The sequence below is a fragment of the Leptospira sanjuanensis genome (genome assembly GCF_022267325.1).
Lineage (GTDB): Bacteria > Spirochaetota > Leptospiria > Leptospirales > Leptospiraceae > Leptospira > Leptospira sanjuanensis.
In genome coordinates this window covers 1,592,926-1,616,512 of the sequence record NZ_JAIZBG010000001.1, presented here as the reverse complement: position 1 = coordinate 1,616,512, position 23,587 = coordinate 1,592,926, and the positions used below count along the sequence as shown (strand labels likewise).

The following is a 23,587-nucleotide window of genomic DNA, read 5'->3' as shown; positions in this document are numbered from 1 at the left end:
TAACCGCCTAACGAACCACAAGCCCACCGTTTTTTGGCAGATCCTCGCAAGAAAGACTTCTCGGTATCGTTTCCCAAGACTTAAAAAGATCTCGTAAATAAGCGTAAGGATCGATACCTGAGATCTTTGCATTTTGAATTAACGAATAGAATCCCGCGCTCGCAGTTGCCCCTTGTGGACAACCGGAGAAGAGCCAGTTTTTTCTACCGATCACAAAAGGACGAATGTCGTTCTCAACGAGATTCGTATCTAATTGCAATTCCGGATGATCCAAAAAGAGAAGCAGTTTTTCCCACTGGCCAGAAAGATAAGAGAGCGCTTTTCCCATAGAAGATTTGGGAGCAACTTCGACGATCCGTTTGTTCATCCAAGAACGAATCTCATCAACGATAGGCTTAGATTCGGATTGCCTGAGTTTCAGATGTTCTTCAGAACTTAAACTTTCTACCTTAGCTTTTGACTCGATTGTATAAAGCTTACCGATTTTCTTTACGATCCATTCTGCTTGCACATTCTTAGAATCGATTTTTAGAATTTCGAAAAATCTCCTCCTCGCATGATTCCAACATCCCGCGTGAAGAATCTTAGATTTAACTTTCAACAAAGAATCGTAAGATTCAAAACCGTCCGTTTGGATGATTCCTTCAAATCCCTGGATCCATTCTTCTAAAAACTTAGCGCTCCGACTCGGCTCATAATGATAGAGAACAACGGGCTTTTCTCTGATGAACCCTCGGATCACCCACATATACGATTTGGATGTATTCAACTTTCCTTCTTCGTTTAACACTTGAAGAATCGTCTCATCGATCTGCAAATACTTCGATTTGAAAAGTTCCCTTCTCACATCCTCGATCATCGGAGAAAGTTTTTCAAAAACTTGAATTGCGGTATTGGAAAGGGTGCTCCTTGAAATATCCACTCCCGATCTCTGGAGAATCCCGGCTTGTCTGTAAAACGGAAGAGCATCCGCAAACTTTTGAGTAAGCGTGTGAGCTAAGAATCCGGAAGAAAGCATACTCTTCTCAGCGATCTGATGGGGAACCGGCGCGATTCTTACGACAGGTAGAGTTTCATCAGAAGTTCCTTCACAATGCTTACACGCATACTTAGGGCGAATATGAACTTCGACTTGTATTTTAGCCGGGATAATATCTAACTTCTCGGACTTGTCTTCTCCGATACGAGTAAGCTCGTGACCACAAGAACAGGTTTTATCAATTTCAGGAATATCATGTAGGATTTCGATTCTTGGAAAGTAGTCCGGGAAAGGTTTTCTTCCCGTCTTCTTTCTTGTATGGCTTTTAACAGGACTAAAAAGACTTTCTTCTTCGGGTTCAGGAGAATCTTCTTGCAAGGAGCTTTCTATTTCGTTAAAAAGAAATCCTTGATCTTTTTCGATCTGACTCCATTTCTCAGTCTTTCTCCCGAAAAGCTGGATCTTCAATCTCTCGATCTGATCCAAATGTTCGGATTCTTTCTGTTTTTGGAGTCGTAATTCTTCCTGATATTTATTATTCTCTAATATAATGATTCTTTTTAGTTCTTCTACATCATCAGGAAGAGAGTTTAGATCCAAAGACATTCGGATTCAGTCTTAATACTTTCTTTTCTTGAGTCAAACATTTTCAACTGACATTCTTGTATTTTAGTTTCTTGTGCTCTTTGAAAAAATCGATCCCATTCAATAGCCAATGAAACCTTTCAACGGGTATTTTATGCACTTCCTCCTCTGAGTTCGGCCACGGGAATTTACTCTCTTCCAGTCTCTTCTGCCAAAGGCAAAACCCGCTCTTATCCCAGTAGAGCATCTTCAGTTTATCTTTCTTGCGATTGCAGAAGAGAAAGACGCTCGCCGAATACGGATCTTTTTTCATCTTTCCTTCTACGATTACAGAGAGCGTATTGATCGATTTCCTTAAATCCGTCGCCCCAGGTCGAAGATACACTTTTCTGTTTCCGGGATTTAACTCCATCGTCCTAAACTAAACTGAACGTTTACTTGGAGCGATGCCTTCCCCGACGTATCTATCTTTAGGGTCAAAAATTCGGCTTCTACCAATGACTGAGAATTTGTCGAGGAAGGAGGAATTTCTACAAAGTCGTTCTTCTCTGAATGCTTAGAACGTCTCTCCCAATGATATCGAAACGTCGTGTATTTGAGGTGTCTTTCTTTACAATACTGAGGCTGGGAAAGTCCACTCTTTGAAAAGTCATCAAACTCTTTGGGCCAATCTATTTTCGTTTTTTTCATCAAAGACAGTTTACAACATTTATACGATTAGAAAAAGGTGCGGTTGTTTAGGCGCTTACATTTCAAGAATGGGTAGAAGCAGGTATTTTTGATAAAATTCATAAAGAAGCTTTAAAGCTCTATGATCATTCTATAAAGATCCGAACGAAAAGAATGGCGGCGGATGGAAGTCAAGCGAGGGCTCCAAAAGGGGGCTTTTCACCGGACCAAATCCGACGGACCGTGGTAAAAGAGGCGTTAAAAGACATACACTCGTTGATCGATTAGGGGCACCAATTTCTTTTGTGATCTCTCAATCCGGGACCCACAATTCAAAACTTCTCGCTTCGACGTTAGATAACTTTCGATTTTTTAGAAATAAAAAACGTTTGAAACCCGAGATATTGTCCCTCGACAAAGCCTATATTGGACAAGCGATTAAGAACAATCTAAAAAAAAGAAGAATTCGATATAGAATTCCAAATAAAAAGAATACAAAGATTCCTGAATATATTCGACCCTTAAAAAAGTTTCGGTGGGTCGTTGAGAGAACTTTTGCTTGGATTAATTCTTTTCGAGCCGCTAAAACATGTTGGGAATTTAAAGAAAATAATTACATGGCAATTCTCAAAATCACTTTTACTCTGATTCTCTTAAGAATGGTTTTGAAGTAGTTTTGGGACAAGCTCTTAATATGTTTTTTGAGATTAAAATAAAAACGATATGGCATTACCGTTCTCTAACCTTTCTTATAAAAATTGGATTCAATGTTTTTCTTAGAAGTGCCTTGATGAGGCGGAACATAAATCTTGAGATCAAAGGAATATCGCGATAAAAAAATAAATCAAACCGATTATAATACATAGCTTGGCTAATTCTTCGCTCATAACTTATAAAAGATTGGTTCTCAGGATCAGAACTAAGTCCTTTCAAGTCAAACTTAGAAAATGGAATCGGAATATACGTAGTAGTAATCTGATTCGAAGAGAAAATCCTGAGCCAGAATTCGTAGTCCGCGACAATCTTAAAATTCGTATCATAAAGTCCAAATCTTTTAAATAAATCCCTTCGTATCAAACAAGAGGGATGCCAAATTGTATCTAACATCAAATGAGTCAGCGTCAGCTTTTTCGGTTGTTTGCCTAATCTCTGAATATTGCTAGAAGATTCTATAAACATATTTCCATAGATCAGGTCACTTTCGAATCGGTAAGAGAAAATTTCATCTATGGTATTTGCACTCGCAAGTGTATCTCCCGAATTTAAAAAAAGAACGTATTTACCTCGGGCTTTTTCGATTCCTTTATTCTGTGCAAAATAAATTCCGTCATCCTTCTCCGAAATAAATATGAATGTGGGCTTTTTAAAAGATTCCAAATAATTCTTACTTCCATCCGTTGAAAGACCATCGACAACAATATGTTCAAAATTTCTAGCCTTTTGAGACAATACGCTTTCCATAGTTTTAGTGAGGCCTGAGAGATTATTATAATTTATTGTAATTATCGAGAGATCTATTTGCTTCAAAATGCAACCTGACAGACATTGTTAATGAAATTACCTTATTTCGTTTAGCGGCCATGACTCGATGAAAAGTAGCTTTTAAAAGGAATTCATCGTTTCTACAATTTGATTCACTTGATCCGCTGTATGAAATGTTGAGATCGGAAGACTTAAAGTAGTTCGGTGAATTTCTTCAGAAATTGGGAAAGACTCTTCCGAAAAATTTAATATATTCTTCATCGCAAGCTGCTTATGAGGAGGAATCGGGTAATGAATTTCAGTTTTGATCCCTTTTTTTAATAGATATTCCCTTAATTCATCCCTTCTTTCATGACGAACATTGAAAATATGATAAACATCATACGTCTTGTCCGACACTATTGGTTTAATATAATCTTCCTTCAAATTGTCTAAATAAATTTTTGCTAGGCTCCTTTTGTGTTGGTTACTCGCATCAAGGTATTTAATTTTAACATTCAAAATTGCAGCCTGAAGCTCGTCTAGTCTAGAGTTATAGCCGATTAAATCGTTATGATACTTTATGGAAGAACCATAATTTCTCGATTTTCTAATAGTATGATCATAATCAATACTATCAGTAACTACAGCACCTGCATCTCCAAAGGCCCCCAAATTTTTAGTCGGATAGAAGCTGAAACCACTAATTTCACCGAATGTTCCCGTTTTTTTTTCATTATAGGTAGCACCATGTGATTGCGCACAATCTTCGATCATAAAAAGGTTATTCTTGGCCTTAATTTGTAAAATTGGGTCCATATCGCACGATTTCCCATACAAATGAACTATCAGAATTCCTTTTGTTTTTAATCCTATTTTTTCTTGAATTCTTCGCGGATCAATGTTATACGTTTTCAGATCTGGCTCAACTAATACTGGTTTCAAACCAGCATGCAAAATTGCTAAAATTGAAGCGATGTACGTATTAGAGGGTACTAATATTTCCGAATCCTTTCCTAAATTTAAAGCCTTTAAAGCAAGAATCAGGGCATCTAATCCGTTTCCCACCCCTATACAATATTTATTCCCGTTGTATTCTGCAAAATCGCGTTCGAAATTTTTAACTTCGTTCCCTAAAATAAACCAACCACTTTCTAATACATCCGAAATTTTTTTCTTACACTCTTCTAAGTAAGCGAGGTTTGAAAAATATAAATTTTCGTAATCAATCATATTTGATTTCCATTAACCAATTGAATAAATTCTGAATAGCTTCTTACATAATCGTCCTCACGATAATAATCTGAAGCAACCACCATCAAAACGCAACCCGATGAAAAAGCTTCCATTGTATGCCAAAGCATCTTTCCTAAAAGAACACCCACATTATCGTTGTTCATTAAAATCTTCTGGCGCATATTTCCGTCGTCCAAACCCAAGGTAAAACTGCCATTGATGCAAAATATAACTTGCTCAATTTCTTTATGCGCATGCAATCCTCGAATACTCACCGAGTTTTCTAAATTATTAATATAATATATTCTCTTTATTTCAAACGGAACATCCCGCAACGCCTCCATGATTATGAGATTCCCATCTCGATCATCATGAATTTTTTTAAGACTAATATAACCGGAATTTTTTACTTGAATTTCATCCATCTTCAATTGCCTCAGCTGCACATTAAATAGTAAATTTCATTCTTTTGCAAAATAAATAAGCCAATTGTCACCGAACCCAATTGAATCGAAAATACGAGTAATCAGGCTATTTAACTTTAACTTTTTCAATCTTTGTAACGATATTAGACGTTTCTGCTGTGAAGCAGATAAACCTTTAGAGTTAGGACTCCAAAACGAAGAAACCTCACCTTCCTTAGGAAAAAAAGAAGAATGAATCCATTGATAAAAAAACCACTCGGAACTCGTTAAAGTTCTAAGACTTTCGACTCGAAATCCGCTTCTACTAGCGAGACTATAAATTGACTTTTTGGAAAAATGATGTAAATGATACGGAGTGTGCCAATTGATCCATTTGCGACCAAAAAAAAATGTTCCGAATCCATTTGAATTTGGAGTTGTGGCAATAAATCGACCGCCCTTCTTTAGGATACGATGAATTTCTTTTAACGTATGGACTGGATCAATAACATGTTCAATTACTTGATCCATGGTCACGTAATCAAAGAATTCGGATGGATATGCTGTTTCATCAAAAGTTCCAATATGAACATTAAATCCAAATCTATCTGCAACCTTAGTTGCATTTTTATCAGCCTCCACACCGTAAACTTCACAACCTCGAGACTGATGATAGCCAAGCGACTCGCAGAAACCGCATCCAATATCTAAAACTCTTACACATTTTGGAACTGCTGAAAAGGATCGAAAATCACCGCTTAGCCAACCACGAAAACCTTTCACCTCTTCTAAAGGTCGATAGGAGTTCACATCAAAGGTTCGTCTAGGATAATAATCTGAATATAATTTAGTTAGATCAGCATTAGAAAAATTATTTTCTAAAAATTTATGTTTGCAATCAGAGCAAATATATAATTTAAAAAAACCTCGAAAGCCGTATCTATCATCAAAGAGTTCATAAACCGGCTTTTTATTATCGGAATCACAAATGGGACATTTTGAGATCATAAAATCCAATTAATTAAATATTTTAGAATATATTCTTTTCACTATATTTCGTGCATAAGTTGCTATTCTCTTAAAAATCACGAAAACCCAAAGGGAAGATTGCCAATACAGTTGAGTAAAGATTGATACAGAATGAAAATTTTTTCGTTCAATCATCGTAATAATATCTGAAATGTTAAGTTTTTTTAATGTAACATTTAAATTAGAAACTATCAATACTAACTGATTCGTATAAATCTCGTAGATTGGCCTTATAGCTGAAAAGTTTAAATTATAATTAACACTTCCGGATGAATAGATATTGCTCGAATAGAATTTAAACATGTGAAAGTGATAAAATATCAAAGGAAGCCCATCTATATATATCTGGTCATCTTTTACAGAAACGTTATATTTCTCAATATTCCAAAGTGCAACTCCCGACTGTTCGTTTTTAAGGACGCATACATTATCATAATTTTGGGGCCAGACATCCAAATACTTCTGGTCTCCTAAACGATTGTTTTCTAATTTATAATAGCACCATTCAATACACTGTTCTCTCCAGCGATTTAAGCATTTTTCCCCTATTTTATCTCTTTTAAAATAAACCATCTGGACGTTATAGATACCGTTTACCTCTAGGTGTCTTAAACGTTCTGGGAATCGATGAGGAATGATCATGATAGAAGCATTTCCTATCTCATTGTAAATTGGTTCTGGATCGGAATAAAAGAAAATATCGGAATCTAAATAAGTAATATGATCAATATCGGGATTCTTATTCAAAATATAAGAGGGGAGTACTGGACTTAAGGTCCAACAATATTCCTGCCAGGTCCGATTCCCCTTTGCAACAAGAACATCATCCGATTCGACTTCATCCAACGAAATCAATGTAACGTTTTCCAAAGATTGTTTCTTTAAAAAATCATATGATTTATTATCTAATGAAAGAATCCAAAGATGAAAATCGCCAAAATGCTTCTGGATAGAACTGTAAAGTGAAAAACCCAGTGGCAAATAATTATAATCAAATAGAGTACAAAGATATTTCATAATATGCCTATTTATTTCCTTAACTCAAAGATCATGCCCATTTCTTTTGTCCTCATCCCTTCCAACAGATTGGATATCTGCAAATAACTATCAAACTCTACCAACAATTTATACTTTTCCTTAAATGCCTCGTGAAATTCGTTAAAATTGAAGAACCAGGCAGGATACGAAGCATCGTAGATTTCGGGCGGAACTTTTTGTGCGGAAACGATGGATTTAGAAAGATTGATGAAATAAGTTCTATCAATAACAATATAAGGAAAGTCGTAATTTATTATTTTTTTTATGAGTTCGAACGGCTCACGAATATATGGAAAAGAACTTGAAGCGAGAAAAACGTCTATTTTTTTATCCCTAACGCAAGAATCAATATCATTATAAAAACGTAAGTGTTGATTCTGGAAATTTAGCTTTCCCTCTCTAACAAATTCTTTTTGCTCAACAATGTTCCAAGAAAAGGTTTCTAAACTTTCCAAAAAAAGAAGATTCTGATAATAGCTGCTACCTAACGATCCACCAAAATCTAAAACATCAATTTTTCCTTTAAATTTAGCAGCAATATACATCAAGGCCGCAACCAAAGGCCAAGAATATTGAACCTTATCAAAAATTACAGAATCCCTCTCGTAAACTGCTTCTCCATTCTTTACTTTAAGAAGAGCTTGTTTACATTTTTCTAAAATCTCATTCGAGTCATACGAACCGCATAAACTTGCTGCTTCCTCCCAATTATTGAAAATCCCATTAAAACCATAGTTTAAAAAAGAACTTTTCCTCCTGTTCATTCCAATATTTTGGAAAAGATTTTTTAGCAAATTAAGTAAATCAAAAGTAGCTGGCGGTAAAATTTTAATAAGAAATCTTTTAAGATAAGAAAAAATCATCCTGAAACCACGATCTGCATCGATAAAAGAATAAAAAAACTTACGAAATATCATTGTGATTGGAACCAATAAGAATTTCTTACAACTTCGGCAGATCCATTAAATTGTCCTAAAGTTCCTTGAAAGCGAAGTTCATATTTTCTTTTTGTAAGTTTCATAATATCTTGAAACACTTCCAAACTTTTTAAAGCCCAAATAGGAGCAATTAAATTAGTATTAAAATTTTGTCTAACTGTAAGAACATTTTCTTTCATTTGAGATTCATAGAATCCCATAAAAAAGATATGAGAAAAATCACACTTTGAAAAAGCCTCAAAAATAAGAAATGGTTCAGCAGTATAAAAAATCGAATCATGTATTACCAATATTCTTAAAGTCTTTACTTCTTTATTATCTTTTGCTGATTCGGAACAATACTTGTAAATTCCATTTTTAAAATTTAACCAATCTTGTTCATAAAAATCAGCAAGAGGAATCGTTAGCCAATTTTTTATATCTCGAGACGTCTCAGAATCCGGAGCGATGAAGTCCTTTAAACTCTTATCGGAATTTCCAACCTCGATAATTTCTGCTTTCTCTACTTTTTGCAATAGCATAAAGAATTCATTCGCAATTTCAGAATACTTTAAGACTTCAAATCTTTCTTTTTCCAAAATTTCATGAATATACTCCAAACGATTCTTTACACCCAATTTATCAGCGACAATATCAGCGTGCAGATTTGCTAAATGCCAACTGAAAAAACTTTCGCTAAAATGTTCTGATCGATTTATAAATTTTCTAATAATCCTATTTAAGAATAAGATTATTCCCTGATTTCTTAAAACATACACGAGACGCCGGACGACTTCTAATAAACGCCTACGCCTAGACCAGTATAAATTCCTAAAATGTTCTCTAAACGAATTTCTGACTTTTATACTTTCCAGAATTTCAATGTCTTCCAGTTGAATCGGTATTTGACTTAATTCAACATTAAACTCGTCAGTAGCCTCACAATGTGTTCCGGAAGTGTCTAAACCTATATTAAAAACAAGTGATCTAGCGGGGTATAGAGTTAGTTTATCGGCTAAAAAGGCTGCCGCATGCCAACGAATTGCCCAGGAATCATTCTTGCCAACAATTTGATCCTTTAGTAATTGAGTATAGGGATAAGATCCCTCTAAATCGAAATCGTAATTTAATCTTCTATAATTGAGACTGTTCAGAAGTTTTTGCCCCGAAGTTTCGAATATATCCCAACCTCTTTTCCACGTAGCCCACCCCCAACAATCCGCCCCTCTTAAAAAATAAGTTTCAGGAGTCGTTTCATTAATCGGGAGACGATACGCGTGAATCGAAACGACATGATCATTGTTTTCGTATTTATCTAGTGCTTCATTTAAATAACTCAAGAAGAATGGTGAAGTAACCATATCATCTTCTAATACGATTATTTTTCCGTATTTTGAAATTAAATCAGTCACTCCCATGATAATAGATTCTGCTAATCCTCGATTTCTGTCGCTTTCTATGATTCTAATTTTTTTAAATCCAACAAAGCTCTTAATTAGCTGTCTAACTTCCCTTACTTTATCAATATGTTTTTCTGATTTTGCTCCATCAGAAAAGATGAAAAGCTCTGACTCCGCTGCATATTTATTTTTTATAAGTGCATTAAAAGTAGAGTGAGTATGCTCGGGTCGATTATATACGAACAACGCTATGGGTGCTAAACTCATAATACCTCTTAATGCAAACTATTCAAAGAAATACCAATAAGTGAAAACCGAGCTTTTGAGTAAATGTCAAAATTACTCAAAAAACGTTTAATGATTTTAGAGTGATATTTTTCATTTACAAAAACTACAATGGCATTTGGAATCGAAATGAGGGAATTTATACTATAAATTGTTATCAGTGTCTTTTAAATTTACGAACGAAGGCGGCAAGAAAATGAAGAACGGATCGAATTTGAACAAAATATCTCAATAATCCTGGAAACGGCCAAAGGAGTATTCTGATAACGTTTCGGACTTTCCACCGCCAAGGACATCGGAGAATAACAAAGGAAACCCAAGACAAAAGGTAATAATTTGACTTCTTATTAAAATACACTTTTATAAAATCTTTAATATCCCGAACTTCAGCGGTCCGAATTCCAGTTTCATTCGGATCCTCCAAAAGAAAAAGACTATCGGAAGTTCTAAGTGTAAAACCTTTCAAATAAGCTCTATGCGTAAATTCATAATCCGACTGATAATGCGGAATTAATCTAGGATAAAACCCGCCAATTTTAAAAAAAGTTCTTACCTTCAAAAAAAGTCCCCGCGTAGAGAGAACATTAATCTCTTTCTGCGAATTTGCCATTTTAAAAGAAAGATTACTCCAATCGACACGAACGCCAGAATCCTGTAAGCTATTATCGATTCTTGAATATGATTTTGCAAGAAACAGACTATCTTTATTTTTTTTTAATAATTCGATCCCTATTTCAAGAAAGTCATCAGCAAATTCAACATCGTCATTCACAATCAAAATATCATCGTCAGTTTCAATCTCATGTCTCTTCAACCAGTTATAACCTTGTTGAAGAGACCCTCCCCACCACCAGTCTCCGCTCCCTTTGATTATTGCCGACTCCGGAAAGTGACTAGTGGCCATTTCAGAAGTCCCATCTTTGGACCCATCATCAATCAATAATATTTTAAAATTCTTATATGTTTGTCTTTTAAGGCATAAAATTAACCTTTCGGTCACTTTTTTTCGATTATAAAATGGTAATAGTATATAGAGCACGAATAAATAGATTAACGATATTTTAATTATAGATTAAGGCTTCAGATAACGAACCTTTAGGGAACACATCCAAAAAACTATGTTTGTTTAAATTAATAATACTAATACCACGCTTTTCTGCAACTTCAAGAATTCCAAGATATTGTCTCCATAAGAAAGTGTATGATTCTAGAATATTTATTTTCTTATCATTTAATTTATTATCCTTCGTAACAGAAGGATCTTTAAAGGCCATCGTCTTTCGATCGAAAAAATATTCGTATGAATCTGCAATAAGCTCTGTATGATCCACTCCTAACAAATAAATTTCCTTAAATCCCATGTAAATCCCCAAAATTAAACATACTATAGGAACGGATTGAACCGGAGGAATCGCCTGTGTTATATCGACATTATTTTCATTAGGTATACGCTCTTGAGATTCAAGTTCGAGAAAATGAACGGCTCTATTTTGAAAGAATGAATGTTCTTCTATAAAGCTCATTTGTCTTGATCCAAAAAACAATTCAGCTTCACAAGTGCATTTCTCCATTTCAGAAAACCAGTCTTTTAAAGATTGAACTGGATCAGGATTTGCAAGTCGGAGATTTTCATAAAAAACATTCGGGGTCACATGATACAAAGGTTTAATCTGGCCATATTCAGCATGTTTGTAAAAATTACTTACACCCATGCAAATTTCTCCTTTCAAAACAGATAAATCCTCAGCTTTAATCGATGGACCATTGCATAGTATGAATAGTTTTTTTCCCAAATGTCTATTCTGATAAATCGCATTCTCTTTAAGATAGAAATTCAATCTGATTTTTTCTCTTTTTGCTTCCTCTACAGGATCAGGATAACCCATGGAAGCAGGCGTAAGATCAATCTCAAAGTTCACAAAGATTACGCTTTTATAAGCTTTAACGAGAACTGGCTTTAAGCCAGGTGGAATAAACCAATAAAATATAAAGCGAATAAGTTCGTCTTTCGAAAACATTATAATTGTTCAAGATACATTTTCGAACTCAAATTACAGAATCCGAAAAAAGGTTGAATCCTTTTGGCCGGAAAAGACACGTTAAAAGAAGTCGCATTATAAGTGACGATCGATTTTGTGTTACTCGTTAAATCTTGGAAATTTATCTTATCCAAATACTTATAAGTATTCTCGTTCATCGAATTTATTCCAATTGTACAAACATAATCACCTGCAGGAAGATCCAATGGGATCTCCATCCGAACCCTGACTGTAGAGCCTGATTTTGAAACAAGAAGATCATTACCTTCATGCATAAAAGAAGTTTTTCCGTAGATCATAATGTTTCTGGCATCTAAAAAGGAGACTCCTATATAAGGAATCTCTATGTCTTCGGTAATAGCAAACTCTGCATAAAGATAAAGATTATCTTTCCAAGTAAAAGCTTTCGAGGCTAATTTCCTATAATCAAAAATTCCGAATTTAGTGCAATGCGCCATGGATTCAGAACCTAACCGCACCTGTAAATTATCTATTGATGGAAATTGATTTTCATCGGGCCAATCTTCGGGATGCGGCATTTTTTCCCTTAAAACAGATCTGGACTCCAGACCGGAGTCATCGCCAACCTTCATAATACTGTCTAAATTATAATACATCCCGATAGCTTCTGAAGATTCTCCTTTAAACATAACGCGACCTTCATTTAACAGAAGAGCATTCTTACAATATTTCTCGATTACTCCCATAGAATGAGTTACGAATAAAATAGAAGTTCCATTTTCTTGTAATTTTTCCATTCTAGAATGGCACTTCACCTGAAAAAAAACGTCCCCTACTCCCAAAGCCTCATCTACAATTAGAACTTCAGGTTCCAGGCAGGCCTGGACGGCGAAAGCAAGTCGCATAGTCATTCCACTCGAATAAGTTTTTACGAGCTGGTTAACGAAAGGACCAATATCTGCAAATGCAAGAATCTCATCTAATTTTTCATCAATTTCTTTTTTAGAGAACCCTAATATACTACCGTTAAGATATACATTTTCAATTCCGGTAAATGCAGGATTAAAACCGCTTCCCAACTCAAGAAGGGCGGCAACTTTACCTTTAACATCAATGCTACCTGTTGTTGGCGCCATCGTACCTGCAATGATGGATAACAACGTACTCTTGCCTGCACCGTTTCTTCCGATAATCCCAAAGGATTCCCCTTTCGGTATTTCAAACGAGATATCTTTTAACGCCCAAAATTCTTTGTAGTATTGCTTTTCAAACGTCGAAGATATTTTCCCCAATGGTGCTCTGATCAATTGTTTGATTCTAGATAATGGGGTCTCATATATTTCAAAACGTTTAGAAAGATCTTGAACTGAAATTGCTATGTCTGTCATTACTTACTCCAACCATCGTAAAACATGAAAGCCTTCTGCATAACTGCATCCGGCAATAAAACCGTAGTATTCGGCTTGCGATTTAATATAACGTTCCCACTTCCCAAAGGTTCTTTTGAATTCGGATTGATGAATCTTGATCAGCTCAACTTTCTGATCAAGATAAGCAGTTATATCCACAAAGTAATTTGCAGTAAAATTTTGTGCCGATTGATACCAGTTGCTTCGATAAAAAATAATTTTTCGGACCCGTTTTGAAACATGAAGTGTTGCATCCGCAAGAACTCTATGATCATGATGCACATCGCCATTCCAATGAACGAGTAAAAGATCGGGAGAACAATGATCCAAAACGTTCAATAAACTTTTATGTAATCCTTCGTTTGCCTCGATATGAAAGGTCGGAAAATTACCTTCGAAAAGTTCGGCCCCAATTTTTAATGCACTTTCTTTTCCTTCTCGAAGAGCGTCCGAATTACTTCTAATTACATTTCCGGATTCACTCTCATAACCGGATTTAGTTGCAACGTAAATTGCAACGTGGTGTCCCTCACTTTTCCATTTTAACAATGCTCCTCCGCATCCAAGTTCCACATCATCAAAATGGGCTCCAATCGCCAAAATTTTCATTTTTATTGAATCATACTCACAAATAATTTAAAGAATCGATCGATATTAAGAGCTTGTTCCAAAACTACTTCAAAACCATTCTTAAGAGAATCAGAGTAAAAGTGATTTTGAAAATTGCCATGTAATTATTTTCTTTAAATTCCCAACATGTTTTAGCGGCTCGAAAAGAATTAATCCAAGCAAAAGTTCTCTCAACGACCCACCGAAACTTTTTTAAGGGTCGAATATATTCAGGAATCTTTGTATTCTTTTTATTTGGAATTCTATATCGAATTCTTCTTTTTTTTAGATTGTTCTTAATCGCTTGTCCAATATAGGCTTTGTCGAGGGACAATATCTCGGGTTTCAAACGTTTTTTATTTCTAAAAAATCGAAAGTTATCTAACGTCGAAGCGAGAAGTTTTGAATCGTGGGTCCCGGATTGAGAGATCACAAAAGAAATTGGTGCCCCTAATCGATCAACGAGTATATGTCTTTTAACGCCTCTTTTACCACGGTCCGTCGGATTTGGTCCGGTGAAAAGCCCCCTTTTGGAGCCCTCGCTTGACTTCCATCCGCCGCCATTCTTTTCGTTCGGATCTTTATAGAATGATCATAGAGCTTTAAAGCTTCTTTATGAATTTTATCAAAAATACCTGCTTCTACCCATTCTTGAAATCTTCGATGAAGAGTCGATTTGCTGCCGAACATCGGAGGCATATATCGCCAAGGAACTCCTGTTTTAACTCGATAAAATATTGCGGCAAGCACCGTCCTATCATCTAAGCGAGGTCGTCCGCCATTAGAAATGATTCTTCTATCCTTAGGAAGTAACTGCTTTAATTTGAGCCAGATCGGCTCCGGAATATCTAAATGTCCTAATTGCGATTTCATTCTCTATATATTACATTTAGAGATTTATGTACAAGAAAGTTTTGGGACAAGCTCTAAGTATTTTAGTTATCAGAGAAACGGGACAAATCGAAAGACATCGAATCATTTTTTTAGATCGACTCTTCTGAAACATTCAAGAAAAATTAAAACGGCGACATAAAGAGACGACAGTATCTTTAAAATAAAGAAGTCCGGATAAAATCAACAGAAAGAATCTAGGCAGTAAATTATCATATTCAATCGCTTCCAGAAAGAGAAAATTATAAATGAAAATATCAAAAGCTAAAACTAATAGTGCCGTACCGAAAAAAGCGAAAGAAGGGGAATGCAATTTAAGCAAAAACCGATTCACTATATAAGCCATCACCATCATCAATATATATGAAATCAATGTTGAATAAGCAGCGGCAACATAACCAAAACTTGGAATCCATAAAAAATTCAATATAATATTGATCAGCGCCGCGATAAAAACAATTACTGATAAATATATTGTCTTTTTTAAATAGTCGATATTTCTTCCACCATATACATAAAATAGAAAATGAAAAACATAAGACAATATCACAATCGGTATTACTGTATGAGCAACATGATAATTAGAATGAGTAAGCAATGAAAAGAATTCCTTCGAAAAGAAAATAAATGCAGTAGCAGAAAAAGCAATGATCGCAAAATTAAATCGAACATCTCGGTCATGTGAAATATAATCTGCATTCTTCATATACTCAAAGTAAAAAGGGTACCAAGCGCTATTTATTAAAGCCTGAAAAGTACCCATAAACATCCCAAGATCCGAAGCAGCGCTATACAAACCCGTTTCAAAGGGGCCTTGATAATGATTTATCATAACGCGATCAATCTGATTAATAACTGTACCGCTCAGAGTGTAAAAAAGAAGCGGAAACGAATAAAAGACTGCTTCTCGAAATAGCTGAATTCTGAAACGAAAAACGATCGATTCGCGGATAGAATAAATAAAAAAAATTGATGCAATGAAAAACGCAAAAACTTGACCAAAAGCAAGAGCATAATATGGCGCATTATCCCACTGAACCAATACCAACAAAAAGAAGGAAAATATAAAAGTCAATAGATGTAAAATAAGTAAAGCAATCGATATTATTCCGCTTTTTTTTTGAGGCTGTAATGTTTGAACAAAAAAGGATTGAACTACCCCAAAAAAAACAATCAAAGGAATAAAACGTATCAATCCGACCGGTAACTTTAAATATTTTCCAATTTCTTTTTCAAAATATAAGAACGATGTTGAACAGATAAAAAGAATTACCGAGCAGCCAACGATCACGGATCCATAAAAGATCTTATAATCGGCACGTTCATCATATGAAAACCTACCTATACTAGCGTGCAAATTCAATGTCATCGTTATAATTAAAAGCTGACTATAGCTTTCTAAAAGAGAGAAATAACCAAATTGATCCGGTGTAAGATAAGTTGTATATACTGGTATAGATATAAACTTGATAATTGCAATCGAGCCGGCACCGAAGAGATAATTTCGATAATGAAGCAGTATCTCAGAAAAACCGAATTCAAGAGAACGTATTCGGTCGACTATATTTTTAATTTTAAATAAAGGCACTTAAATAAAATTACGATTAAATTTAGGCTCAAACTCTAACTACGATTGTTCTTTCGCTTCGAACTAATCCAAATCAAACTTATCTTTGTAATCAAGTAACATGGATGAAGGGATATCCTTTTTGGAGACGATAATATTTTCAATCGCGAGGTAATCCATATGAGTACCCAAGAAGCAATTGATCGCATCCATCGGTCTACAAACAATTGGCTCACCTCGAACATTAAATGAGGTATTGACAAGAATTGGAACTCCAGTCTTATAAAAAAAAGAATCGATCAATTCGAAAAATGCGGAATTATACTCTTTCCTAACGGTTTGAATTCTGGCAGAGTAATCGACATGCGTACAGGAAGGAATCTCTGAACGTACTACATTTAGTTTGTCAATACCATTTAATGCTTTTTCCTTTTCGGACATTTCAATCGATCGATCTTGATTAACACTAGCCACCATTAACATATAATGAGAAGCATATCCCTTCTGATCATTAACCAGCTTTGAATCAGGTTTTCCGAGTAGCTCAAACCAATCTTGTACCCTATCCCATAAAATTGAAGGAGCGAAAGGTCGGAAGGACTCGCGAAATTTAATCTTTAAATTCAGTTTTTTTTGCATATCCCTTGAACGCGGATCCGCGATGATAGAGCGCCCTCCTAAAGCTCGAGGACCAAATTCCATTCTACCCTGGAACCATCCGATAACGTTTCCTTCAGTAAGGAGATCGGATACTACATTTGAAAACTCCTCTCTTTTAATCTCCTGAAAAGGAATTTGTCTTTTTATCAATTCACTTTTAACTTCGTCGGGATGATAATATTCACCCAAATAGCAGCCCGACATCAAATCGTCACATTGGTTTTTTCGGACTGCTTTACGTTCTTTTAATACTTCATGCCATATATAATAAGCAACGCCAACGGCACCGCCTGCATCTCCAGCGGCAGGCTGGATCCAAATATCGTTGAAACCAGAATTATAGAAAATTTTTCCATTGGCGACGCAGTTCAATGCGACTCCACCGGCCATACATAAGTTCTCCATCTTAGTTTCTTTATGAATATGTTTGACTATACCTAATAAAATATTTTCTAAAACTGATTGTAATGAAGCAGCAATATCAAAATGAAATGGTTCTAATCGGTCTTCAGCCTTTCTTCGCGGAAAACCCATTACCTCATCAAAACCTTCACGAATCATAACGTCATCGTACGGAAATGAAAAATAATCCATATTCAACTCAAAAGAACCATCCGATTTTAAATTTACAAATCGATCGATAATTTGTTTCGCGTATTTTGGCTCTCCATAAGGAGCTAATCCCATTACTTTATATTCCCCAGAATTCACTTTGAAACCTAAATAATAGGTAAAAGCAGAATATAACATACCTAATGAATGCGGAAAATGCATATCCTTCAAAAAGGAAATTGTCGGAACGGATCGAACATCTTCTTTTCCCAACCACATACTAGTAGTAGCAAATTCGCCGACCCCATCCGCTACGAGAATGGCAGCCTCTTTAAACGGAGAAGGGTAAAAGGCGGAAGCCGCATGAGATTTATGATGCTCAGAAAAAATTACTTTCCCATCCCAAAGCATATCTTTTGCTCTGGATGGGGATAGTGCGATTATCTCTTTTCTTATAATCTCCGGGATCCACAGTTTAAAGTCTATCCAAGTAGAAATAGCTTTTGAAAAAGTCTGATTTCCTTGTGGATAAAAATCTGCAAAATTTTGAAGAAGCCGATGAAATTTCAAATGAGGTTTTTCGTAAAAACCTACGTATGAAATTTCGTCTACGCTTATCGAGCAAAATTCCAACGCTTTCTTTAAGGCATTAATCGGAAAATTTGGGTCGTGCTTTTTCCGCGTATACCGTTCCTCTTGAGCTGCAAAAACGATTTTACCATCTTCAATCAAACAGACTGCCGAATCGTGATAATATGCTGAAATGCCGAGTATATACATAAATTCTAATTTAATAAGCTGAATATGGACTAGAGAATTTTTCTTCTTTGTTCCAATTTGTCTCTAATTCTTTAGATTTTTTTTTTGCAAATAAGGAAATAATCCAATAAAAAATTTTCATTATTATAACACTTAGTCCTTTAATAGAACGGGTAATTTGAATCACTTACACTTAGGTCTCGATCTTCATTCGAATTCAACTCATAGATATCTTTAAAATGATAAAGACAAAAAATATAGATTTTACTAAACGCTCTAACAATGATTCCCATTTCAATTTACCCACTTTAATTTCTTAGACAGTAATTCTGCTAAAATTAAATTTCCATGGTCCGTCAAATGACAAATATCCGTAAAAACAGTTTCGTTTTCAAAGCGAGGATCGTTCAACCATTCGTTAGAATCATGAAACTCAATCCCATATAATTCGCAGGCATTTCGAATTGTCTGTGAATATTCAACATACAATTCCTGATCCCAGTATATTTCATGTAGTTTACCGAAAATCTTTATGTCAGCGTCAATGCATAACTTTTCAAGATGGGTCAATTTTTTTTGCGTCCAGCCAACCACAGGCTGCAATACGTAATGTACTTTAGAATTTCCGGATGTTTGCAAACCTTTCCAAGTATCCAAATCATTCAATAAAATAGAAGTTAGTATCTCAAGTTTTCTTTTGAAATTTTGCTTAGGAATCTTACGATTTTTCGATACGATAAAATCTTTACCGAAAAAAATATCCTGATAAAACGTTGATCCAAATTCGGGAAATTGAATTGGCGCATTGATCGACGCCAGTGAGAAGTTATTAATACCTGATAAAAGTACTATATTCTTTAAAGTCGGCAAAAACTTCTTTAGAAGTAAGAATTCAATCACTTCCTGTTGACTCGTTCCTCCTCGAATACCGAAATTTATAAAAGGTACGTCCGTTGATAGATGGTATGCAATTGTTTCCTTATCCGATGAAGCATTTGTTCCGAAAACGGTGCTTCCGCCAGTTATAAGATTGCAATGATCTAAATCTCTCTTGAGTTGCCGAATTTTTAGAAATTCTCCGGTTTTTTTAAAATATTGCTCACGAAGGCCAAACTCATCTGTATTTATCGCTTTGGACCTAAAATTCGCTTCATGCATCATCATCACAAACGGACGAAACTCAAGCATGCCTGAATAATCGAAATGATGCGGATAATAAATATAAATCGGATGAATTTTGATCGGCAGCTTATATTTTATAATGAATCGATAGAAATAATTTCGAATCTTCTCAAATGACTTCTTCAACTTATACAAAAAGGAGATGCTAAAAATTTTAATCATAAAATTACGGATTTAGTATTTTATTATATATTCCAAATCTTTCAATTTGATCTTTCAGCATACAAAAATCTTTTTTTTTGTTAATTAAAAAGAAATATGTTTGTCTGAATAATCCAGGCTTATATAACAAATCAAGCTCGTCTTCAAGTTGATATTCTTCTACTTCCCTACTATCGATTTTCTGAAATTTTAGCTTTTCTACAGGCTTAAAAATTAGTCTCTCCTTTTGAGTATTGATTTCCAAAGCCCAAGATCCGGCGGATTGCCAATTGGCTGAATAAGTAAATAAAGCATTATTTTTTGTCCTACCTGCTCCCGAAAAAATCGAACCGGCAGGATGCCAATCAATGTGTGATACTTTATATGAATTAAAAATTTCTGGATCTCCACAAAGAAAAAAACTTAGATCAACCAAATGCGAAGAATTTACTATAAACCAACTAGCCAATATCTCTTTCGAAAAACCAAAATTTTCTACCTTATTTTTCCATTCCGTAAATTCAAAATTAAAAGATAATACTCCACCGGATGTTTGAATAATATCTATAGCCTTCAAAGTGGACGCATAAAATCTTCGATTATAAGCGATATAAATATCCGTCTTCGCACTTTCTGCGTGTTCACTGAGTTCAATGAGATTGCTCAAATACAAAGATCCAGGTTTTTCTAAAAGAATACTTTTTATTCCAATATCAATGCAAGTTCTGGTAACGTTAAATAATTGATCTTCATTTACAGCGATAACAGCCTTTGAAATTTTTTTTCCCGAGAAATCAAAATTCGCAATTTCACCGGAAAACGCAATTACCCCTGTTTCTTTAGTAAATGAATCGCAGGACTTTACACTTCTACCGACTACGTAAAACTTTCTATTTTGAGCCTTAAGTACCTTTGCATATTCGCGAGCCATATAGCCGGTACCAATTAATATTATTTCATCTTGAAATTCATTCAAATCATTCCGATATTTTGATATCATGTAACTGGACATAGATGCTCGTTTGTATTTCTTACTTGCAATAGATCAAATATAGGTAAAAATAAAAACCTATGAGTTCTGTATGTTTCTTCAAGCAACGGAAGATTGCATTTTGAGAGTTGCATATCTCGAAAAATCGAAGCGGTCAGTTGACTTGTCGGAGTCATATGATATTTTCTTTTTTCAGGAATCTGTCCGACTTTATACTGATATTCACTCCTCTCGCCTTCGGAAAATAAATACAGACTTGTTTCAATATCTATTTTTACTGTAGGAGCAAAATCGTTACTTGAATCAAAGTAGAGAAAAAGATTATCGCCTATCGAATTCTTATAATTCAGAACACCCGTGTATTCTCGAAATCTTGAACCTCGCTTATGAGGTTTTGGGGATTCATTCAAAAGAGAGGAATACTCGGATATCTTCGAATTGGTTAAATATTCAAAAAGATCCATGTAATGAATTGCGTTGCATCCTAAACCAATGTCGCCGGCGATTACTTGCATACTCAATCGCTTTGACTTTTCCTTTAATTTTTCTTTTAAAAGAATCATATTAGGATAATAACGGTAGACAAAGTTTACGAATGTCGCAATATTTTTAGCTTTCATTTTCATAATTGCTCTTTCAAATTGATCAAGCGATTGAAAGACAACTTTTTCAAGGAGCATATACTTAACTGATACTTTGGTATTTAAAAGCTCCATCATCACATCATAACGTACATCAGCCGTTGTGGCGATAATGCACAATTCTACAGTTTTTTCCCCTAATTCGGATAGGTCCCGAATTCTTATGACCTTTGCCAGGTTTAAGGAAATCCGTTTTATACTTTGTTCGTAGCTTTCGTCCGATAACTCTAATATATAAATCCGATTCAATTCTGAAACCGAATCTACTAAAGATTGAATATGCCGTGAACCGATCGATCCAAATCCAATAGTTAAAATGTCCACTATTCGACCTGCTTATTCAGTTTCCAGACGCCATTCTCTTTACTCCAAATGTGCTCACCTCTCCAGCTATCGATCACTTCATTAAAATACTCTTCGGTAATATCACAGTATTTTAGAAAGATATCAAAATATTTTTTTGGGAACTCTCCGTCAAATTTCCGCACTAACTGTACCCCTTCCTCTCGGGTTAAATGTCCATCTCGTATCTCATGTGCAGAATCAGAAGTTGCACGACCAATTCCGAATTTGATAAACATTAAATAATAATGAAAACCATCGAGTTGGTCATCTAACGATGCGTACTTAGAATACGTACCTTCGTTCCTTACCGGGTTTGCAGTAAAACCGGTATTCTCGACACAATAATAGTAATTCTCTTGCGGAACCCATTTTTTGTAATAACCGTAAAAATGAATTTCCGTGTTAATCTTATCCAGATCCTCCAAAGGAGGAGATAAATAAGGGAAAAGGTCATTTTTAGAAATGCCATATTCTGTCATTTCTTCGGGAGGAAGATTGGAAAAGTAATGTTTCTTTTGGTCACCTCGATAATCCCGAGTTGGCGTATAGGCGTTTTTCATATCCCCTCCATATTCCACCTCTCCGTTTTCTCCGTACATAACCAAAGGAATTTTATGGATAGCCGCAATCTGAAGCGGATAGTTATACTGACCGAAGATAAAAGGTTGAAACGGGTCCCCTAACACCTCGAATGACAACTTTGTGAGTCTTCGATGGATCGCTCCATTAGGAGTTGATAATATATTATCCAATCCTCCGATATGAATCATGTTTTGAAAATTTTTCCAGCCGATTTCGGTATATAAATGAGGTGACCAAGTTACGGTCAAAGGATTCATTCCATATTTATATTTTAATTCATGAGCGATAAACGCACTGTCTTTTCCGCCGCTCGATGGAACCAAAACATCATAATTACCGTCATCCCTACGATGCTTTTCCAATAACTCCTTTAATTCCTTCTCCCGTAACGCCCAATCCACCTTCGTCTGTTTGTAAACAGCGTAATTACAAGCAGAGCATACTCCGTTTTCATCAAACGTGATTCGAGGACGCTGATTTGAGATCGTACATTTTTTACAAAATCTGATTTCTTCCGGTAAATTATATCTTGTCTTTACATTTTTAGGTTCAACAGCTCTCATTTATTCACTCGCACATTGATGTATTAGATTTTTAAAATTTTCGTAAATTTTTAGCCCAATTTTCCCGCTTTTTTCCGGATGAAATTGAAACGCATACACATTTCCTTTTTTTACGCCAGAACAAAATTCGAATCCTTCATAATCCGTTAAACATAGAATATTCTCAGAACAGTCTGGTTTTACATAAAAAGAATGCACAAAATACATAAAGGAATTCAGAGCAACTTCATGTAACGGAGTGTGTATCCAATTACTGACAGGCTTATTATCGAAAATTTTCGACCAAGAAATATGCGGAATTCTTAATTTTCCTTTTCCATTCGTTTCGTTAGGGATTCTTACTACTTCACCGGAAATAATTTTTAATCCTTCATGGAAACCAAATTCCCAGCTTTTTGAAAAGAGCAACTGCATTCCTAAACAAATTCCCAACAAGGGTTTACCGGATTCCGCAAATTCCCGAATCGAATCTACGAGCCCTAGGGAAGTTAAATTTTTCATTGCGTCTCCAAAAGCGCCAACCCCGGGCAATATAACGGCATCCGAGCTCAAGATGAATTTCTTATCATGCGTGATATGTGTCCGTAAACCTACGTGTTCACAAGCTTGCTGTACACTGAAAAGATTTCCGAGTCCATAATCTATAATGGAAATTTTTGGATTTTTTTCTGCAATATTAGTGCTCATAATAA

The 23,587-nt window shown here is 35.2% G+C and carries 21 protein-coding genes and 2 pseudogenes; 1 reads left to right on the top strand and 22 read right to left on the bottom strand.

Translation table 11 applies throughout. The features are described 5' to 3' along the window. Positions 1–7 precede the first annotated feature (7 nt). From tnpC to tnpA, 3 genes are read right to left on the bottom strand one after another with little or no spacing between them, the layout of a single operon-like run. The gene (tnpC, locus tag LFX25_RS07290; RefSeq protein ID WP_118966396.1) at positions 8–1,585 is read right to left on the bottom strand and encodes an IS66 family transposase; all 1,578 of its coding nucleotides are present in this window, start codon (positions 1,583–1,585) and stop codon (positions 8–10) included. Between the two features lie 43 nt (positions 1,586–1,628). Next, positions 1,629–1,976, bottom strand: a complete 348-nt coding sequence (gene tnpB, locus LFX25_RS07285; protein WP_118966397.1) for an IS66 family insertion sequence element accessory protein TnpB — start codon at positions 1,974–1,976, stop codon at positions 1,629–1,631. Continuing rightward, complete coding sequence (tnpA, locus tag LFX25_RS07280) at positions 1,967–2,254, bottom strand: IS66 family insertion sequence element accessory protein TnpA (RefSeq protein ID WP_118966454.1); 288 nt, start codon at positions 2,252–2,254, stop codon at positions 1,967–1,969. The genes tnpB and tnpA overlap by 10 nt, the downstream gene beginning before the upstream one ends. Before the next feature lie 60 nt (positions 2,255–2,314). Between tnpA and LFX25_RS07275 the strand changes: the two are divergent. Then, positions 2,315–2,907, top strand: a pseudogene (locus tag LFX25_RS07275) (IS5 family transposase); the annotation flags it as partial. Positions 2,908–2,962: 55 nt separating this feature from the next. Here LFX25_RS07275 and LFX25_RS07270 read toward each other — a convergent pair. From LFX25_RS07270 to hisH, 19 genes and pseudogenes are all read right to left on the bottom strand, one after another. Beyond that, the gene (locus tag LFX25_RS07270) at positions 2,963–3,763 is read right to left on the bottom strand and encodes a glycosyltransferase family 2 protein (RefSeq protein ID WP_319937436.1); all 801 of its coding nucleotides are present in this window, start codon (positions 3,761–3,763) and stop codon (positions 2,963–2,965) included. A gap of 72 nt (positions 3,764–3,835) precedes the next feature. Beyond that, a complete protein-coding gene (locus LFX25_RS07265) occupies positions 3,836–4,927 on the bottom strand; it encodes a DegT/DnrJ/EryC1/StrS family aminotransferase (protein ID WP_238729640.1) in 1,092 nt (363 codons plus the stop codon). Then, complete coding sequence (locus LFX25_RS07260) at positions 4,924–5,355, bottom strand: sugar 3,4-ketoisomerase (RefSeq protein WP_238729639.1); 432 nt, start codon at positions 5,353–5,355, stop codon at positions 4,924–4,926. Before LFX25_RS07260 ends, LFX25_RS07265 begins: the two co-directional genes overlap by 4 nt. A gap of 36 nt (positions 5,356–5,391) precedes the next feature. Then, on the bottom strand, positions 5,392–6,342 hold the full coding sequence (locus LFX25_RS07255; RefSeq protein WP_238729638.1) for a class I SAM-dependent methyltransferase: 951 nt from the start codon (positions 6,340–6,342) through the stop codon (positions 5,392–5,394). 9 nt (positions 6,343–6,351) lie between these two features. Next, positions 6,352–7,380, bottom strand: a complete 1,029-nt coding sequence (locus LFX25_RS07250) for a glycosyl transferase (RefSeq protein WP_238729636.1) — start codon at positions 7,378–7,380, stop codon at positions 6,352–6,354. A gap of 11 nt (positions 7,381–7,391) precedes the next feature. Next, positions 7,392–8,264 (bottom strand): methyltransferase, TIGR04325 family, encoded by an 873-nt coding sequence (locus LFX25_RS07245; RefSeq protein WP_238731536.1) that lies wholly within the window; start codon positions 8,262–8,264, stop codon positions 7,392–7,394. A gap of 830 nt (positions 8,265–9,094) precedes the next feature. After that, positions 9,095–9,985: pseudogene (locus LFX25_RS07240) on the bottom strand (glycosyltransferase); the annotation flags it as partial. 175 nt (positions 9,986–10,160) lie between these two features. After that, positions 10,161–11,042, bottom strand: coding sequence for a glycosyltransferase family 2 protein (locus LFX25_RS07235; protein ID WP_319937010.1), 882 nt, complete (start codon positions 11,040–11,042; stop codon positions 10,161–10,163). A gap of 22 nt (positions 11,043–11,064) precedes the next feature. Then, positions 11,065–12,021, bottom strand: a complete 957-nt coding sequence (locus LFX25_RS07230) for a hypothetical protein (protein ID WP_238729633.1) — start codon at positions 12,019–12,021, stop codon at positions 11,065–11,067. After that, on the bottom strand, positions 12,021–13,391 hold the full coding sequence (locus LFX25_RS07225) for an ABC transporter ATP-binding protein (protein WP_238729631.1): 1,371 nt from the start codon (positions 13,389–13,391) through the stop codon (positions 12,021–12,023). The genes LFX25_RS07230 and LFX25_RS07225 overlap by 1 nt, the downstream gene beginning before the upstream one ends. Before the next feature lie 3 nt (positions 13,392–13,394). Beyond that, entirely contained in the window at positions 13,395–14,021 is a 627-nt protein-coding gene (locus LFX25_RS07220; RefSeq protein ID WP_238729629.1) for a PIG-L deacetylase family protein, read from the bottom strand. A 64-nt stretch (positions 14,022–14,085) separates the two neighbouring features. Further along, positions 14,086–14,894 (bottom strand): IS5 family transposase gene (locus LFX25_RS07215; protein ID WP_238729627.1). Its coding sequence is split into 2 segments (ribosomal slippage): positions 14,086–14,543 and positions 14,543–14,894, totalling 810 coding nucleotides; the frame shifts between segments, so codons are not numbered across the junction. Between the two features lie 133 nt (positions 14,895–15,027). Then, positions 15,028–16,500 (bottom strand): oligosaccharide flippase family protein, encoded by a 1,473-nt coding sequence (locus tag LFX25_RS07210; RefSeq protein WP_238729626.1) that lies wholly within the window; start codon positions 16,498–16,500, stop codon positions 15,028–15,030. A 63-nt stretch (positions 16,501–16,563) separates the two neighbouring features. After that, positions 16,564–18,471, bottom strand: coding sequence for a carbamoyltransferase family protein (locus LFX25_RS07205; RefSeq protein ID WP_255717766.1), 1,908 nt, complete (start codon positions 18,469–18,471; stop codon positions 16,564–16,566). A gap of 273 nt (positions 18,472–18,744) precedes the next feature. Then, the gene (locus LFX25_RS07200) at positions 18,745–19,794 is read right to left on the bottom strand and encodes a hypothetical protein (RefSeq protein ID WP_238729622.1); all 1,050 of its coding nucleotides are present in this window, start codon (positions 19,792–19,794) and stop codon (positions 18,745–18,747) included. Positions 19,795–19,798: 4 nt separating this feature from the next. Beyond that, positions 19,799–20,749, bottom strand: coding sequence for a Gfo/Idh/MocA family oxidoreductase (locus tag LFX25_RS07195; protein WP_238729621.1), 951 nt, complete (start codon positions 20,747–20,749; stop codon positions 19,799–19,801). A gap of 20 nt (positions 20,750–20,769) precedes the next feature. Then, a complete protein-coding gene (locus LFX25_RS07190) occupies positions 20,770–21,729 on the bottom strand; it encodes a Gfo/Idh/MocA family oxidoreductase (RefSeq protein WP_238729619.1) in 960 nt (319 codons plus the stop codon). Beyond that, complete coding sequence (locus LFX25_RS07185) at positions 21,729–22,895, bottom strand: N-acetyl sugar amidotransferase (protein WP_238729618.1); 1,167 nt, start codon at positions 22,893–22,895, stop codon at positions 21,729–21,731. Before LFX25_RS07185 ends, LFX25_RS07190 begins: the two co-directional genes overlap by 1 nt. Continuing rightward, complete coding sequence (hisH, locus tag LFX25_RS07180) at positions 22,896–23,582, bottom strand: imidazole glycerol phosphate synthase subunit HisH (protein ID WP_238729617.1); 687 nt, start codon at positions 23,580–23,582, stop codon at positions 22,896–22,898. Positions 23,583–23,587: the final 5 nt, after the last annotated feature.

What these genes read in the sequence shown, in the direction of transcription:
- tnpC (WP_118966396.1), bottom strand. Translation starts at nt 1,585, where the DNA reads ATGTCTTTGGATCTAAACTCTCTTCCTGATGATGTAGAAGAACTAAAA.
- tnpB (WP_118966397.1), bottom strand. Translation starts at nt 1,976, where the DNA reads ATGGAGTTAAATCCCGGAAACAGAAAAGTGTATCTTCGACCTGGGGCG.
- tnpA (WP_118966454.1), bottom strand. Translation starts at nt 2,254, where the DNA reads ATGAAAAAAACGAAAATAGATTGGCCCAAAGAGTTTGATGACTTTTCA.
- LFX25_RS07265 (WP_238729640.1), bottom strand. Translation starts at nt 4,927, where the DNA reads ATGATTGATTACGAAAATTTATATTTTTCAAACCTCGCTTACTTAGAA.
- LFX25_RS07260 (WP_238729639.1), bottom strand. Translation starts at nt 5,355, where the DNA reads ATGGATGAAATTCAAGTAAAAAATTCCGGTTATATTAGTCTTAAAAAA.
- LFX25_RS07255 (WP_238729638.1), bottom strand. Translation starts at nt 6,342, where the DNA reads ATGATCTCAAAATGTCCCATTTGTGATTCCGATAATAAAAAGCCGGTT.
- LFX25_RS07250 (WP_238729636.1), bottom strand. Translation starts at nt 7,380, where the DNA reads ATGAAATATCTTTGTACTCTATTTGATTATAATTATTTGCCACTGGGT.
- LFX25_RS07245 (WP_238731536.1), bottom strand. Translation starts at nt 8,264, where the DNA reads ATGATTTTTTCTTATCTTAAAAGATTTCTTATTAAAATTTTACCGCCA.
- LFX25_RS07230 (WP_238729633.1), bottom strand. Translation starts at nt 12,021, where the DNA reads ATGTTTTCGAAAGACGAACTTATTCGCTTTATATTTTATTGGTTTATT.
- LFX25_RS07225 (WP_238729631.1), bottom strand. Translation starts at nt 13,391, where the DNA reads ATGACAGACATAGCAATTTCAGTTCAAGATCTTTCTAAACGTTTTGAA.
- LFX25_RS07220 (WP_238729629.1), bottom strand. Translation starts at nt 14,021, where the DNA reads ATGAAAATTTTGGCGATTGGAGCCCATTTTGATGATGTGGAACTTGGA.
- LFX25_RS07205 (WP_255717766.1), bottom strand. Translation starts at nt 18,471, where the DNA reads ATGTATATACTCGGCATTTCAGCATATTATCACGATTCGGCAGTCTGT.
- LFX25_RS07200 (WP_238729622.1), bottom strand. Translation starts at nt 19,794, where the DNA reads ATGATTAAAATTTTTAGCATCTCCTTTTTGTATAAGTTGAAGAAGTCA.
- LFX25_RS07185 (WP_238729618.1), bottom strand. Translation starts at nt 22,895, where the DNA reads ATGAGAGCTGTTGAACCTAAAAATGTAAAGACAAGATATAATTTACCG.
- hisH (WP_238729617.1), bottom strand. Translation starts at nt 23,582, where the DNA reads ATGAGCACTAATATTGCAGAAAAAAATCCAAAAATTTCCATTATAGAT.